Below are 13,934 nucleotides of genomic sequence, written 5' to 3'. Positions count from 1 at the left end.
GGTCGTAGCGGTCGTAGCGACGACTAAACCAATGGCTGCCGGAGCAGGTGGGGCGGGCGGCAGCAGTGCCGTTGCCGAGGTCGCCTCGTTGAGGGCTACGGCCACAGCGCGGCGATACACTCCAGCGGGCAATTGCTGGGGTGAGTGGTAGCGCATGGGCGGGTTGGCCGCGCTAGCGGGGATGGGCAGTGGTTGATTAGCAAGGTCAGGAGCAGGAGCTACGGCTACGGCCTCGGGCATCATCTCCTGCTCAGCCCATTGCGGCTCAGCCAGCTCAAAGGACAAAATGCCATCGTCGGCACGGGCGGGAGATGCTCCCCAAAGTGCCAGCAGAGAACTGGCGGCCAGCAAGGTCGGGTTTAGTTTCATGGGGCAACTCAGTAGGGGCAACAACGTAGGCTCAAAATAAAGACCGCTCAGGCTAAAATCAAACGCTAAAAACCCAGGGTCGAAGTCGGTTGGTTAAGCGATCGCTCCAAGACGCGATCGGAGGGCTCGACAATCGCCCAGGCACCGTCGGGCTGACGTCGCAGGGTAGCGAAGTGGATATTCTGGCCGCGACCCATGATCTCACCGGCCTGTAGCGGGCCGATTTGGGGGTGGCGCACCCCGCAATAGCGAAAGAGGTAGGCGGGCACCTCAGGACTGGAAAAATAAATACAGTGAAACCCCTTGGAAGCCAGTTCCACCTGGCCAGCAAAGGGAGCCCGCAGACGGGTGCCCCGCAGCTGCACTGAGATATCGCCCAGGCTGCCCGTCACCAACTGCCCGGCTACGCGATCGCCCGATTCAATTTCCCAAGACTGCTTCAGCACAATCTGCCGGGGCACTGCCGACGTGAGACCACCACACCCCCCTAAGCCCAGCAGCAAGATCGCCAGGCTGCCACCCATCCAGCGCCAAACGCCTGGGCTCATGGCCAATCGCGATCGCCCCTGGCCAGGGTTACTCAACACCGAAAACAGGCTACTGAAACCGAAACCGGTAGCCAGCGTACTCATCATTTTCGTACAAAATTACTAACTGAACGGCAGGATCCCAGGCCATGGGGTAGGCTTCGCGCTCGGACACGACCCCCGATCGCACCTGTAGCTGGGGCAAGCTACAGTAGGGCTCAGCGACAATCTGGCGGACATTTTCTTTGGGATCTCGCTCAGGCACTACCAGCAGCTTGGCCAACTGTTCGCGGCTGAGCTGGGCATTACTCTGCACAATTTTTTCGCATCCGGGAGTCGCTTTTGGCCGCGCGGTTGATAGCCAACGGCGCAGACCTTGGCCATCAACCGCCATAATGCCAATGGCTATCACCAACCCTGTGGCAATAAAGGGTTTGGCTGTTGCCAGCGCTCCACCGTTTCTAGACTGATGGGTTGAAACCATAACCTGCCTCCGTTTAAATCAGTACCCACACTTGCTAAACACCTTAGATTTGGCCGCCTACAAAGAGCCCTAACACCAGCAACCCCACCCGCAGAGCAGGGCCAAAGTTAAGCTGAGGGGCTAGGGTAGCCCGGTAAAGGGCAGAGGCCGTGACGGCGGTAATGGCCACCATAGCCACTGACCACAGGGCTGGAAATGCAGTCAGCAATAAATTCAGCGCCAGCCGACCAATCACACCGCCCCCCAGCCATAGCACCGCGTCTACCAGCGACAGCGACGCCCTACTCCGCTGTGGAGGCCGACGCTGAAACGAACGAGGCGCAACCATGTGGGTGAGACCAAGGGCAAGGTGCTTAACGCTGCTGCCGAGAGCAGACAGTAATGCCAGGGGTTCTTGCCCAAGCGATAAGATATCGGCCACCAGGCTCTGCCCCCCCGCCGATGGCGATGAAGCTGCGCTGTAGCTGTGGGCTCGGCCCGCCACTCGGGAGTCGCCACCCTGGGAGCTGTGACTCCCCTGCCCCATACCGGTCGTCGGCTCCGGGGCTCTCTCTGGCGCCAGCGTGCGGTAGGCCAGCAAAATGTTGCCCCAAGAATCTACCTCTGCCGCCGCCAGGGCCGCCCGATTCAAATCCAGCACCGGGGTAACCGTAGCCTGCCCCTGGGAACTGACCTGAGCCAGGTGCGCTTGGAGCGATCGCAGCTCCGCGATCGCCAGCTCTTGCTCCGCTGATAAATGGTTGATCTTATCGGCTATGACCCTAAGACGGCGGAGATAAACCACAGCAGGTGTGGCCTGAGCTACCCCTGGAACACCTCCACCGACTGGCCGATCAGCCATGCCCCCTGGCCCAGTTCGTCGCTGCAAAACATCCACAGCAGCAGCAAACTCTACCCCAGGCCGCATCTCCGTAGCCAGACTCTGCGATGGGTTAGATAGCCGTGGCGAAACAGGCAACTGCGGCCCACCAGCCCAATCGACCTGCACTCCGGCATCGCTTTGGTTCAAGGTATTAACCGTCTGAATTAACTTAGTTTTAATGCTTTGTAAATCCATCGCGCAGTACTCCTTAGCGGAGGGTAAAAGTAGACCACAGACCGTTATCGCCGTCGCAGAGCCAAAATCGGCCTGCACAGATGCTCGAACTCGAGGGAGCTGAGGCACTTATAGTACAAATGTATCATATCTTGGGCATTTTGTACTGCTCTTGTACTATTTTTGTCCCATTAGCTGTGGTTTGCCCGTTTAAATCCTCGCCCTGCGCCGCCGTCATGCCACGGCCAGGGCTTGCTCCCAACCTCCTGCTGTAGGCCTCGTACTGGATTGGTATCTCCAGTACGGCTGCAGTCTAAAAACTGAAAACTATCTGGAGAAAACCCTTGGTTATCGTAAAATTCTGTAAATTTGTTAAAGCTCTAGGAAATCATCCAACCCTCGGCTAGCCCCCAGATACGTCTCTAAAAGACCGGAATAGGGTCTAGTTAAGCTGTGTTAATACCGAGGACTAGAGACTTTTTAGCGGTTACTACCGTCTAACTCTAAGTAATGACCTTTGCCCCAAAACGGGAAACCTTCCAACAGCCATCTCACCCGTTTAACCCACCTACGAGCTGTCGCCATGGTTAAGGCTTACAACAAGATCCTGGGGCCCGACCCGCGTCTGTCAGATTTGGGCAATGCCGATTGTCGGCCATCTCCTAACCTCAGACCTTCGACAGCCATTAAGCCTAGGTCTTGTCCTTTTCACATTGTCATGGCCTGTTTTTTAGGCGGGCAGGTCATCATGCGCATTTTGCGCAGCGGCGTCAATCGCCAACGCACCGTGGAACAGATGGTGGCAGCCGGGCCGTTTACGCTGACTCCAGTGCTGCTGATCAACCTGTTTGCTGGCATGATTTTTACGATTCAAACGGCTCGCGAGCTGGAGCGATTTGGGGCTATCCAAGCTCTAGGTGGCGCGTTTGCCATGGCATTTTGTCGTGAGCTGGCCCCTATCCTCACCGCGGCCATTATGGCGGGCCAGGTGGGCACCGCCTACGCCGCCGAAATTGGCTGCATGAAAGTGACCGATCAACTCGATGCTCTCAAGTTGTTACGCACTGACCCGATCGATTATCTGGTGGTACCTCGGGTGGTCGCCTGTTGCGTCATGCTACCGGTACTGACGGTGATGGGGTTAGTTCTAGGTTTGGCCGGAGGGGTGGGGATCGCGTTTCTCTTATATCACATGCCCCCAGGTCAGTTTTTAGACTCTGTGCGATCGCTGATGATGCTCACCGACCTCATTGCCGTGATCATCAAATCAGTCTTATTTGGGGCCATTGTCGCCTTGGCGGGTTGTACCTGGGGCATGACAACTACCTGTAGTCGGTCGGTGGGACGAGCCGCCACCTCCGCCGTGGTGACGACCTGGGTGGGGCTGTTTGTGGTTGATTTTTTTCTGTCGTTGCTGCTGTTTGGCGGTACCGGGGTGGCTTTGCACTAGCGATTGTGCCCATCGCTCTAGGGCCTAGAAGCTAGAGGGCTAGAACCGTACAGAAGGAGGCTGAGCAAAGGGCATAGCTCAGGAGCCAGACTATTTATGCCCCGCTTTCAGAGCCGGCGGGCAGCATGATAAAGCGATAGTCTACGTAGGTGCTATCGGGCATCATCGCCCCCAACAGATTGGCTTCGTCGAGGTTGGTGTTGGTGATATCGGCGTAACGCAGGTCAGCCCCTTGTAGATTGGCGTGACTCAGGTTGGCTCCGCGTAGATTAGCCCGCTGTAGGTTTGCCCCACGCAGGTCACTACCACTCAGTACGGCCTCTCTTAGACTGGCCCCCTGCAAATTGGCCCCGGTTAAATTGGCCCCGGAGATTATGGCTCGGTTGATTTGCGCCGATGATAGATCGGCCCGAAACAAGTCAGCACCAATGAGGTTGGCCCAGTTCAGCTTGCTTCTGCGCAGGTTGCTGAAGGTAAACACGCCGCCGGGCATAAACGCCCCAGCTAGATTGAGCCCCTGCATGTTGCATTCAATAAATTCTACAAACGGCAGCCGAGCCCCCTCTAAGGAAAGGTTGCGGAGGTCAAGGTGCCGAAATTTGAGCTGCCCTCGGCTAAACTGCTGGGTCAGCATTTCTAGGGAATAACGGGTATAGGAAACCATGGGCACGCCTAATCGAGGCTTGACGAAGACGAGAACCTGAAGCTGAAATGCGATCGCGCAGTAGACGCTATGACTGTATCAACCCTATAGGCTCTGGGCTGCCGCCTGCAAAGGTTTTACATCATCCCTACTACCATCCTAAGGGGCTCTTCAGCTTTAGCTACGGCAGCAGTTTTAATATTTGTATCCTGAAATACGAAGAGTGAGCTGGGCCAAGCACCCCGTTGAGACATCGACATCACTCCTGTAGAAGCCAGAGAACGCTAAATGCTCCAGAATGCTTACCATTGGCACAGAGAGATCGCAACTTAACTTGACACTTTGTTACATTTGAGTTACATTTATTTACATAGCGAAATGCGTGGGCGTGGGCTTTGAACAAGAGCTATGCCTCTATGCTTCGACGGCAGCGCGTTTTGCCGCGGTCAAATTTTTGAACTGGAGGTTCACCGATGCTTGCTCTACTTATTTCTCTGTTTGTTGTGGGTTGGGTTGCCGTAGCGCTAATTGGTACCCAGGCCTATTTCCGTGGTGAGCAAACTAAGCCCATCCACGAGCGCAACTGGAACTCTAAATCCTTCGACCAGTTGGCCAACTCTGTCACAGGCAAATCTACCGACTTTAGCGATCGCATCCCCGCCTACGGTGGCGACGCCTTCTCTAGCCAAGCTCTCTCTGATCAGTAGATTGACTCCATTGAGGCGTTCCCTGACTGACTGAACAATCTCATCTAAACAACCATCTCGCCGCCTTCACTAGAGGGCGGCGTTTTTTTGGGTTGCTGGCTGCTTAGCCCTTGGGGTCTAGTGCCATGGCTACCATTAGTGAAAAAACTCTTAAACCGTTGTCAGAGAACAACTTGCTCTGGAGAACTGTCTAGAATATTGGCTAACTTACCTACGCTGTACTGACGTTAATTGTGGTTGATCATCGCTGGCAGCACGGTTCCCGCGGCTGTTCTCCAATCCATGATTCCTGCTTTGAACCATGAGCTATAGCTTTGACATTATTGGTATTGCCCCAGTGCTGCAGTTTTTTAATCACCAGCAGCGGCTCGAGACCAAGCGCGATCGCAGTCAGGCCTATTTGGGCAGCTACTGCTGTACCCTCGATGCCTTTATCAAAGCCACCGAGGCCGTACACCGCAAACCCGATTGGGATTGGGATGCGATCGTCGGTACAATCGTCAGCTTTTGGCTCAGTCAAGAAAAAGACGTGAGCCACTGGAGAAAGCAGTTTGCCGCCGTGGGCGACCAAAACCTGCTCGTGGCCCGAGTCGTCAATTACGACTGCCTGCGCCACGAGTTTGAAACCCTATTCGACGGTTAAGCCCCAGAGCTAAGTTAGGAAGAACGTGCCAGAATGAAGACTGAATTTAATATAATTTCTTTATTTTCGTCCGTTGATCAGTCTCCTAGCTAAAATCCGCGATATCTTCCTGCGCTGGTGGGGCGACTTCACCCTACAAACCCGGCTAATGGCTGGGGCAACGTTGGTGGTGTCGCTCATTACCAGCGCGCTAACGTTCTGGGCCGTCAATACCATTCAGATGGATGCCCGGCTCAACGATACTCGGTTTGCCCGCGACCTGGGCCTACTGCTGGCCGCCAATGTGGCCCCCCTCGTTAACGAAGCCGATCGCACCGAGCTAGCCCGATTTTCCTACAGTTTTTACCAAAGCACCTCCAGCGTGCGCTACATGCTCTATGCCGATGAAAATGGCGACATCTTCTTCGGCATTCCGTTCTCTGAGGCCTCGGTACAAAGCTCCCTTACGCTGCGGCGGCGGATGCAGCTGCCCGAAGGCTACGCCCACAATACCGATCGCCCGCTGGTACGCCAGCATCGCACCCCTGCGGGCGAAGTCACCGATGTCTTTGTGCCGCTTAACTACAACGGCACCCATCTGGGCGTTCTGGCCCTGGGCATTAACCCTAACCCCACAGTGGTGGCCTCGTCACATCTGACCCGCGATGTCACCATTGCCGTCTTTGTCTCGATCTGGGTGATGGTGATTTTAGGCGCGGTCTTCAATGCCCTGACCATTACTCAGCCCATTAAAGAACTCGTGCAGGGGGTCAAAAACATCGCCGCTGGCAACTTCAACCAGCGCATTAACCTACCCCTGGGGGGAGAACTGGGCGAGCTGATCTACAGCTTCAACGACATGGCCGAGCGCCTAGAGCGCTACGAAGAGCAAAACATCGAAGAACTCACCGCCGAAAAAGCCAAGCTGGAAACCCTGGTGTCAACCATCGCCGATGGCGCTATTTTGCTCGACAGCAACATGCACGCAGTGCTGGTGAACCCCACGGCTCGCCGTATCTTCGGCTGGGATCAGCACAGCCTAGATGGCGAAAACATTTTGGAGCACTTTCCAACGCCCGTGCGATTGCAGCTCACCCGACCGCTGTTTCAGGCGGTCAAAGGCGAGGCCGAAACCATGGAATTTCGAGTACTCATTCCCGAACCGAGTAATCGCACCCTGCGCATCTTGCTCAACACCGTACTTGACCAGGCCAAAGAAAATGTCAAAGGGCTGGCCATCACGATTCAAGATATTACCCGCGAGGTGGCCCTCAATGAGGCTAAGGCCCAGTTCATCAGCAATGTTTCCCATGAGCTGCGCACGCCCCTATTTAATATCAAGTCATTCATCGAAACCCTGCATGAATACGGCGAAGACCTCAGTGACGGTGAACGCAAGGAATTTCTGGAAACCGCCAACCATGAAACCGACCGACTAACGCGCTTGGTCAACGACGTGCTCGACCTGTCGAGGCTGGAGTCGAGCCGTCAGTATCCGATTGAAGCGGTAGATATCATTCAACCGATTGAGCAGACCCTGCGTACCCATCGCCTCAACGCCCGTGATAAGCAAATTGAACTGCTGCAAGACGTAGAGCCTAACCTACAGCCAGTAATGGGCAACTACGATTTGCTGCTCCAGGTGTTTAGCAATTTGGTCGGCAATGCGCTCAAGTTTACTGAACCCGGTGGCCAGGTGATGCTGCGCGCCCACCAGATCGTGCCGCCGGGAGACGGCCCCGGCCAGAGGGGCTTTATTCGGATAGAAATTTCGGACACAGGCATTGGCATTGCCCCTGAAGACCAACAGGCTATTTTCGATCGCTTCTTTCGAGTCGAGAATCGAGTACACACCTTAGAGGGCACTGGCCTGGGGCTCTCGATTGTGAAAAACATCATTGAAAAGCACAGTAGCCAGGTGCATTTAGTCAGCGAAGTAGGCGTTGGTACCACCTTCTGGTTTGATGTGGCGGCCTATCAACCTGAGACCATTACCATTGACGCCACCAAGGCGACCGCTGACTCGGCTGAGCAAGACCTTACCGTTGCCTTAGCTAGCTCTACCCAAGGCAAAACCATTGACCTTAACTAGTACTCTGAGGCGGAAATGACCCAGCTGTTTACTCACGCGGAAACCCTTATGAGACCTGGGGTTCCCGTTCTGCCTTCTGCCTTTCGGTACTAGCTCTTAGTCGCCACCCACACTAATAGGGGTGCCGACAATCTCGGCCCCAGTCAGGTCGGCGTTGAGCAGCGATGCCCCAGTTACATCGGCAAAGTAGAGGCTGGCATCGGTCAGGTTGGCCCAGTCGAGCGTGGCATCGGCCAGCAGCGCGTTGGTCAAAAAAGCGCGTGACAGATTGGCACCGGTCAAATCGGCTCGGCTGAGATCGGCTCCTTCGAGGTTGGCTTCAACCAGGGTGGCTCCTTGCAGATCGGCGTCGCGCAGATCGGCCCCAATCAGATGGGCCTGGGTTAAGTCTGCGCCCGATAGGTCACACCCCTGACACAGGTTTGTGTCTAACAACTGCTGCACGTGGGCCGGGTTTTCGGCCTGGGCGGGCAGGGTAAAGACCAAGGGAGCAATGACAGCGGCTCCAAACAAAAGAGAACGTTTCATGGAGGTAACCTCCGTTGTGAGTCGATAGGCCAGCACCCTGGTTCCATGACCAACAGGGTCGGCAACAGCAGCCTGCGATCGCCACGCCGACTTGCGATCGCTTCGCTGGCAAACGCAATCGGACTGACAAAGCTACAGCGGTGATGACCTCAGCTGCCCTTCTACCGTATCGGTGATATCGGCCTCTGCCATCGGTAGAAAGATAGGTCTTGCACCTCGGCCATAGCTCGATCGTAGCCCCAAATGGAACGCGGTATGTCAGGATTACCGTACCGTTAATGAAACGATATCTAAGGTATGGGTTGAGCCAGGCCGAGCAACTGCTGATGGTGTAACTTCCCCGGTGAAGAGGTCGCATCAATGCATTTTCTGTAAGAGAAAATCAAAAACTCCTGACCTAAGCAGTCTTTGAGTGAGTTACATGCTACCTTAACGGTGATCCGTGTTTTCCCTGAGACCGAGATAAGACATTAGAACACACGAAGGATCCTTAATAGGCGAGTCCCTATGCCTACTATTTTTCTGTCTCACGCCCGCAAAGATGGCCAAGTCTCCGCGACTCGCCTGCGGGCCGAGTTAGAGCGAGCAGGGTTTCAGGTCTGGCGAGATATTGAAGACATGCAGGGTGGCCAAGCCTGGAAAGATCAGCTTCGAGCTGCACTTCGGGCTGTAGATGTGGTGGTGGTCTTACTCACCCCTGCCGCCGTAGCTTCTAAGAATGTGGAATGGGAATGGGAAAACGCCCTCACCCTCGAAAAGCTTGTGATTCCATTGCTGATGATGCCCTGTGAGGTACCAGATGGGCTCAGACACCTCCACTATCACAATCTCAGCACTGAGCAAGACTATGTGATGGGCATCATTTCGCTGTTTCGCGATCTGGCCCCGTTTCTGGTTGATAAAGACAGCACTCGGCCACCACCTGAGAAATCTCAGCAGGGCAAAGAGACCAGCGATCGCAATATTTCTGTTGGCGGCAATGCAGAAAGGAGCATCTTAATAACAGGAGACGGCAACGTAGCCGGATCAGGCAATAATGTCACCTATCAGCTTGGGAAGAACAACACTAAGATCGATAAAGCTCAAAACTTTCGAATCGGCGATGACTACAGAGACTAATTGCGTTGCTCTTTGATTGCGTCTGAATTCTTTTAGCTTCGATCTTCTATCACAATTTTACATATAAATAATATCCTTAAAATCTTTGAAAACTTGCGAGAAAAGCTTACAATAGCTTCGACTTTTCTGGTTGTAAATAAGAAATTAGAAGTTCGGCTTTGGCTACATCCGTACTTCTCTGACAATCCAGAGGTGCAACATGGAAAAATCAGAATCTCATGATAGCTCTAATAATTTTGATAATAGTTTAAGCAAAGAGGCTATACAGAAGCTTAAACGTGAATTGATTGAAAACCCCGACAAAGTCGTGATTCAGCTTGGCAAGTATGGTGTCACCATAGAACAAGCTTCCGATATACATATTGGGGACATAATTAATAATAAAAGCCTAGATCGAGATACCGTTGATACCTTGGTTGCTGCTATTAGGGATGCCAATGATGCAACTAATGGAATGATAATCAAGCACCTAAAAAGACAACCTCTAGAGACCTTGAGCATAGATTCTGAGCAGATTAAAAAAGTAAATCTCGACTTAGAGATAATAAATGATCTCGAGAAAAAAGGATATTTAAATGAAAAACAGCGTTATGCATTCACAGATCTGAAACAGGAAGTAAATTTCTTAAATGAGTTCGATCAAAGACTTAAAAAGCTTCATTCTGCCGCCAAAGTTCTTTTAGAAGAAGGCAAAGAAAATCTAATTAAGAAGATAGAGCTTCTTAGAATCGAAGGCGAAAAATTGCTAGATCCTAAAGTTATAGAAAAAATTCTCCAAGAAAAAGATTGTAAAGAAAGTGAGCTCAGAATCATAGAAAATCTTATTCGAGAGCTTGAAGAATCAGCCGGAATTGCTGTATGGATTGACAAAAATCGCAAAGTGCTATCAAAGCGCTATGGCCATGATGCGCTGAAAGCCTTTCCAGACATAAAAAACAGCGTTGATGCCAAAAAGGTTAGCTATTTTTGCTTTTCCATATATCAATTTTTAGAGCAGATTTCTCACTGCCTAAAGTGGGGCAGGCACGATATACTTGACTCTCCAGATATTCCTTTAGTATTTGACTACCAAGTCTATGAAACAGCATTCTCCTTAATAAAGGAAACCATTGACAAAAATTTAAATGAACGATTTGATCAAGCCAGCAGGAAACTCGCTAATGAGTGCATCGATTATTTAATTTCTCAGCTCCCCTTCTACGAGCAAGAGTGATATCTTGGCTCACATAGACTCAATTTCACCTCAAAACTATTTTGACTTAAACCTTTCTCGCTCTTCTTTTTGCAGTGCTTTTAGTGCACGGTCTGCTTCATTGGCATGCTTGCAATATTTCCTCAAAATTTCTAAAATTTCATCATTATTACATCCTTGAGCTCTAAGTTTCCGAGCTTCGTCAAGGCAATCATCAAGGCACATTGGTATCGGCTCCAAAACTAAATGCCGATTCCCTATACCAAAAAAAGAGAACTAATCAGGAGGTAAAGTTCCCCGATCGGCTCTCTTTATCAAAGCTTTAATTAGGATGTCCTAACAGCTAACTTTCGAAGACAGTCAAGATCTCCTGCAAGATGCTCGATCGCTTGATTGCTTATCTCGCAGGGTAGCATCGGCCTCGTCAGCCCGACGATCATAGGAATCTGTAGTTTTTCTGACTGAAGCATCTGTGCTACAGCCTCGATCTTGGTTATCGTCTGAGGCCTCTCTGGCTCTTGAAAAAGGGCTCATAATGGCAATTTTCCTTGTGGCAACAACAGAAATTAGGGAAAACCTGGTGACGCACCCTATAGTTCATTTGAACCACAACAAAATAGTACATTTGAATTATAAAATTGGCAAGACCTTGCCCTGCATTGTTTCAAAGCATTCGTATGGAAGCAGAGGCTTAGCTCAACCCCGATGGTCTGCCAGAACCTTTGGAGGCTGACTGATTATCTCCAGAGTCTCCTGAGTCCTGGGATGTTTTAGCTCTAGGCGATAAGCGTGGAGATGGTAACCAATATCCCCCGGCACTGGAATCTCACCGTTTATAGACATTTCGGTCTCCAGGGGCACTCCACCGACACCGTAGAGCGGGTCGCCCAGCAGCGGAAATCCGGCGGCGGCTAGGTGAATGCGAATTTGGTGGGGCCTGCCGGTGCGAATGGTGACCTCTACCAGGGTAGAGTCGGGCGAACGGCGCAGCACCCTGCCATCGCTATAGGCTGGCAACCCTGCCGGGTTGGCGGCATACACGTAGCCCAGCACGGGATGATCGACCTTGCCGATGGGCGTCGTGATCGTAAAGGTATCCGGCAGGTCGCTAGGCCCCACCAGCGCCCGGTAGGTCTTGCGAATTGGGTGCGGGGCCTGGGGAGCGCAAACCGCAGCCGTAGAGTCGCGCAGCTGGCGACTGAGCACAGAGCGGGCCAGAGTCGATCGCCCCAGCACCATTACCCCCGAGGTACCCCGCCCTAGCCGATGCACGGGCACTGGCGTATTCTCTGGGTAGCACAGTTTCAGCTGGTGCAGCAGCGTATGGGTGAGAAAGTTGCCACCCGGCAGCACGGGCAGGCCCGCAGGCTTGGCGATCGCCATCACGTCATCATCCTCATACAGCACCGCAAACCCCAGCGGGGCCTCCGGCTCCTGCCAGGGCGGGCGATGATAGGCCAGGGTTTGCCCTGCCTGAAGGCGATCGTCAGGAGACATGGGGTGGCCATTCTGGCGAATTTGGCCAGATGTGATGCGATCGCACCAGGCGGCCCGACTAGAGTGACGATAGCGGGTAGCGTAGAACTCGAGCACCGGGAGGCCAGCATCTGTGGGGGTGATGCGATCGGTGTAGACCCACCCTTGATTCGTGGTTGGTTGCATATGTGCAAAGCCCTCAGGATGGTGCATCGCTGCGCGGCGGCACCCTACGGTAGAGACACCTTATACCAGTAGTTTTATCTTTTCTTTTGCCTCTGCCCGAATCTGCTTCACCCGTCGAAACAGCTCTTCCCCCGTGTGAATATAGCTTTCCTCGTAGCTCATGGTGAAGCGTTCTAGCTCGTCTAGCCCATCTTCCAGCAGACCCAGACAGTGGTAGACATCGGTCGCCACCCCCACGGTACTGGCCGGGTTCGCCATGGAATGAAACTTGCTCTGGGCCTGCTCTAGCCAACTGCGCCCTTGTTCGAGATACGCCATGAACCCCTCCATTAACTCATCGTCGAAGGGGTCAGCCGCGAGCTTGCGAATCTCTGTCTTGAGCGGCGACATGATTTTGCCCAGCAGTCGATCGACCGGGGCGTAAACCAGCTTCAACCAGGCATCTTCTCGGGCCTCCGAAGACTGGGTGGCCGCCCGGGCATGGCGGTAAACCTGTTGGGCATCGGCGGTGCGCTTGGCCCGGTTGGCGGCACTCTCGGTTGGGTCAGCTACCGCCACGCCCTGGCGCTGCTGGTCATATACCGTTCGCCGCGACGGGTCGCCAATCACCTCATAGGCGGTGTTGAGCCGGGCAATGCGATCGTGAGACGCCTGGGTAGTCTGGCTATCGGGGTGAAACTGCTTGGCTAGCCGACGATAGGCGCGCTTGATTTCCGCCTGGGTCGCCGTCTCGTGAACTTCTAGCGTTTGGTAGTGAGTCTCTGGTGGCATAGAGACATTTTAGAGGAGGTGCGCAGGGAAGGGTAGGGCAAGGAGAGGGGGAGAGGGGGAGCGGGGGAGCGGTAGCGTGAGTTAGGCGTGGTCTAAATCCACAGAAAAAGACCCATCCAGTGGCGCTACCCACGGTCTATATGGCGGTGTGCAAGTGAAACAAGCACACTCTGTTCCCTATCACCTACTCCCCGTTCCCTTTGGACTGTACTTAAGCAACATGAATAAGGCTGTATTTCAGGCAGACGGTTTAGGAGACACAGACGGCAGCTTGGTGGGTCGGTTGGCGATCGCAGTACCCAGCAGCACCAGCCCACCGCCCAGCCCCATGGCCGCTGTGACCGATTCCCCCAGCCATAATACGCCCCAGCCCATGGCAAACAGAGGGATCAAGTAGCCTACGGTGAGTGCCCGGGTGGAACCCAGGTACGCAATCAGGCGAAAGTACAGCAGGTAGGCCAGGGCGGTGGACAGCAATGCCAGGGCGATCACCGCCGCTATACTTTGGGGCGACGGCAATGTTCTAGGCATCGTCAAGGGCAATAGCGGCAGCAGCACCAGCGAGGCCCCCACCAGGCTGCCAGCAGCAATGACCAGAGAGGGTAAGTAGCTAGGCGCAATTAAATATAAAACGTTCCAGTGGGTAATCTCCGGTTCTACTACGTGCCTCCATGCCCTCAATGACGGTCATGGCCAGGTCATATTCGTTATCAAACATCTGCCCGGCAATCT

General features: G+C 53.5%; 15 protein-coding genes and 1 pseudogene. 6 read left to right on the top strand and 10 right to left on the bottom strand.

The features are described from left to right. The 4 genes and pseudogenes from IQ254_RS24570 to IQ254_RS24555 all read right to left on the bottom strand — a co-directional run. A pseudogene (locus IQ254_RS24570) lies at positions 1-369 on the bottom strand (hypothetical protein); the annotation flags it as partial. Positions 370-434: 65 nt separating this feature from the next. After that, positions 435-1,004 (bottom strand): hypothetical protein, encoded by a 570-nt coding sequence (locus IQ254_RS24565; protein ID WP_228041060.1) that lies wholly within the window; start codon positions 1,002-1,004, stop codon positions 435-437. Beyond that, positions 967-1,380 carry a hypothetical protein gene (locus tag IQ254_RS24560; RefSeq protein ID WP_193968788.1) on the bottom strand — a complete coding sequence of 138 codons (414 nt, stop codon included), beginning with the start codon at positions 1,378-1,380 and terminating at the stop codon, positions 967-969. The genes IQ254_RS24565 and IQ254_RS24560 overlap by 38 nt, the downstream gene beginning before the upstream one ends. A 43-nt stretch (positions 1,381-1,423) precedes the next feature. Further along, positions 1,424-2,437 carry a hypothetical protein gene (locus tag IQ254_RS24555; RefSeq protein WP_193968787.1) on the bottom strand — a complete coding sequence of 338 codons (1,014 nt, stop codon included), beginning with the start codon at positions 2,435-2,437 and terminating at the stop codon, positions 1,424-1,426. 697 nt (positions 2,438-3,134) lie between these two features. On the opposite strand from IQ254_RS24555, the gene IQ254_RS24550 reads away from it, so the two are divergent. After that, positions 3,135-3,866 carry an MlaE family lipid ABC transporter permease subunit gene (locus tag IQ254_RS24550; RefSeq protein ID WP_193968789.1) on the top strand — a complete coding sequence of 244 codons (732 nt, stop codon included), beginning with the start codon at positions 3,135-3,137 and terminating at the stop codon, positions 3,864-3,866. 94 nt (positions 3,867-3,960) lie between these two features. Here IQ254_RS24550 and IQ254_RS24545 read toward each other — a convergent pair whose 3' ends face one another. Further along, complete coding sequence (locus tag IQ254_RS24545; RefSeq protein ID WP_193968786.1) at positions 3,961-4,530, bottom strand: pentapeptide repeat-containing protein; 570 nt, start codon at positions 4,528-4,530, stop codon at positions 3,961-3,963. Positions 4,531-4,982: 452 nt separating this feature from the next. On the opposite strand from IQ254_RS24545, the gene IQ254_RS24540 reads away from it, so the two are divergent. The 3 genes from IQ254_RS24540 to nblS all read left to right on the top strand — a co-directional run bounded on the left by IQ254_RS24540 (position 4,983) and on the right by nblS (position 7,930). Continuing rightward, on the top strand, positions 4,983-5,216 hold the full coding sequence (locus IQ254_RS24540) for a photosystem II protein, Psb35-related (RefSeq protein ID WP_193968785.1): 234 nt from the start codon (positions 4,983-4,985) through the stop codon (positions 5,214-5,216). Positions 5,217-5,517: 301 nt separating this feature from the next. Next, a complete protein-coding gene (locus IQ254_RS24535; protein WP_193968784.1) occupies positions 5,518-5,859 on the top strand; it encodes a hypothetical protein in 342 nt (113 codons plus the stop codon). 73 nt (positions 5,860-5,932) lie between these two features. Continuing rightward, positions 5,933-7,930, top strand: a complete 1,998-nt coding sequence (nblS, locus tag IQ254_RS24530; protein WP_193968783.1) for a two-component system sensor histidine kinase NblS — start codon at positions 5,933-5,935, stop codon at positions 7,928-7,930. Positions 7,931-8,026: 96 nt separating this feature from the next. Here the strand turns inward: nblS and IQ254_RS24525 are convergent, their stop codons facing one another. Beyond that, complete coding sequence (locus IQ254_RS24525; RefSeq protein ID WP_193968782.1) at positions 8,027-8,458, bottom strand: pentapeptide repeat-containing protein; 432 nt, start codon at positions 8,456-8,458, stop codon at positions 8,027-8,029. Positions 8,459-8,965: 507 nt separating this feature from the next. On the opposite strand from IQ254_RS24525, the gene IQ254_RS24520 reads away from it, so the two are divergent. Both IQ254_RS24520 and IQ254_RS24515 read left to right on the top strand, forming a co-directional pair. Further along, the gene (locus tag IQ254_RS24520) at positions 8,966-9,577 is read left to right on the top strand and encodes a toll/interleukin-1 receptor domain-containing protein (protein WP_193968781.1); all 612 of its coding nucleotides are present in this window, start codon (positions 8,966-8,968) and stop codon (positions 9,575-9,577) included. A 199-nt stretch (positions 9,578-9,776) separates the two neighbouring features. Then, the gene (locus tag IQ254_RS24515) at positions 9,777-10,790 is read left to right on the top strand and encodes a hypothetical protein (protein WP_193968780.1); all 1,014 of its coding nucleotides are present in this window, start codon (positions 9,777-9,779) and stop codon (positions 10,788-10,790) included. 36 nt (positions 10,791-10,826) lie between these two features. Here the strand turns inward: IQ254_RS24515 and IQ254_RS24510 are convergent, their stop codons facing one another. The 4 genes from IQ254_RS24510 to IQ254_RS24495 all read right to left on the bottom strand — a co-directional run bounded on the left by IQ254_RS24510 (position 10,827) and on the right by IQ254_RS24495 (position 13,883). Beyond that, on the bottom strand, positions 10,827-10,994 hold the full coding sequence (locus IQ254_RS24510; protein WP_193968779.1) for a hypothetical protein: 168 nt from the start codon (positions 10,992-10,994) through the stop codon (positions 10,827-10,829). A gap of 471 nt (positions 10,995-11,465) precedes the next feature. Continuing rightward, positions 11,466-12,431 (bottom strand): RluA family pseudouridine synthase, encoded by a 966-nt coding sequence (locus IQ254_RS24505; RefSeq protein ID WP_193968778.1) that lies wholly within the window; start codon positions 12,429-12,431, stop codon positions 11,466-11,468. A gap of 60 nt (positions 12,432-12,491) precedes the next feature. Continuing rightward, complete coding sequence (locus IQ254_RS24500; RefSeq protein WP_193968777.1) at positions 12,492-13,202, bottom strand: J domain-containing protein; 711 nt, start codon at positions 13,200-13,202, stop codon at positions 12,492-12,494. Positions 13,203-13,439: 237 nt separating this feature from the next. Continuing rightward, entirely contained in the window at positions 13,440-13,883 is a 444-nt protein-coding gene (locus IQ254_RS24495) for an EamA family transporter (RefSeq protein ID WP_193968776.1), read from the bottom strand. Positions 13,884-13,934 lie beyond the last annotated feature (51 nt).

It is taken from the genome of Nodosilinea sp. LEGE 07088, from assembly GCF_015207395.1.
GTDB lineage: Bacteria > Cyanobacteriota > Cyanobacteriia > Phormidesmidales > Phormidesmidaceae > Nodosilinea.
This window is presented reverse-complemented; position numbering and strand designations above follow the sequence as displayed.

Excerpts from the sequence above, each read along its gene's own strand:
- IQ254_RS24565 (WP_228041060.1), bottom strand. The coding sequence starts at position 1,004 with ATGATGAGTACGCTGGCTACCGGTTTCGGTTTCAGTAGCCTGTTTTCG.
- IQ254_RS24560 (WP_193968788.1), bottom strand. The coding sequence starts at position 1,380 with ATGGTTTCAACCCATCAGTCTAGAAACGGTGGAGCGCTGGCAACAGCC.
- IQ254_RS24555 (WP_193968787.1), bottom strand. The coding sequence starts at position 2,437 with ATGGATTTACAAAGCATTAAAACTAAGTTAATTCAGACGGTTAATACC.
- IQ254_RS24550 (WP_193968789.1), top strand. The coding sequence starts at position 3,135 with ATGGCCTGTTTTTTAGGCGGGCAGGTCATCATGCGCATTTTGCGCAGC.
- IQ254_RS24545 (WP_193968786.1), bottom strand. The coding sequence starts at position 4,530 with ATGGTTTCCTATACCCGTTATTCCCTAGAAATGCTGACCCAGCAGTTT.
- IQ254_RS24540 (WP_193968785.1), top strand. The coding sequence starts at position 4,983 with ATGCTTGCTCTACTTATTTCTCTGTTTGTTGTGGGTTGGGTTGCCGTA.
- IQ254_RS24535 (WP_193968784.1), top strand. The coding sequence starts at position 5,518 with ATGAGCTATAGCTTTGACATTATTGGTATTGCCCCAGTGCTGCAGTTT.
- IQ254_RS24525 (WP_193968782.1), bottom strand. The coding sequence starts at position 8,458 with ATGAAACGTTCTCTTTTGTTTGGAGCCGCTGTCATTGCTCCCTTGGTC.
- IQ254_RS24520 (WP_193968781.1), top strand. The coding sequence starts at position 8,966 with ATGCCTACTATTTTTCTGTCTCACGCCCGCAAAGATGGCCAAGTCTCC.
- IQ254_RS24515 (WP_193968780.1), top strand. The coding sequence starts at position 9,777 with ATGGAAAAATCAGAATCTCATGATAGCTCTAATAATTTTGATAATAGT.
- IQ254_RS24510 (WP_193968779.1), bottom strand. The coding sequence starts at position 10,994 with ATGTGCCTTGATGATTGCCTTGACGAAGCTCGGAAACTTAGAGCTCAA.
- IQ254_RS24505 (WP_193968778.1), bottom strand. The coding sequence starts at position 12,431 with ATGCAACCAACCACGAATCAAGGGTGGGTCTACACCGATCGCATCACC.
- IQ254_RS24500 (WP_193968777.1), bottom strand. The coding sequence starts at position 13,202 with ATGCCACCAGAGACTCACTACCAAACGCTAGAAGTTCACGAGACGGCG.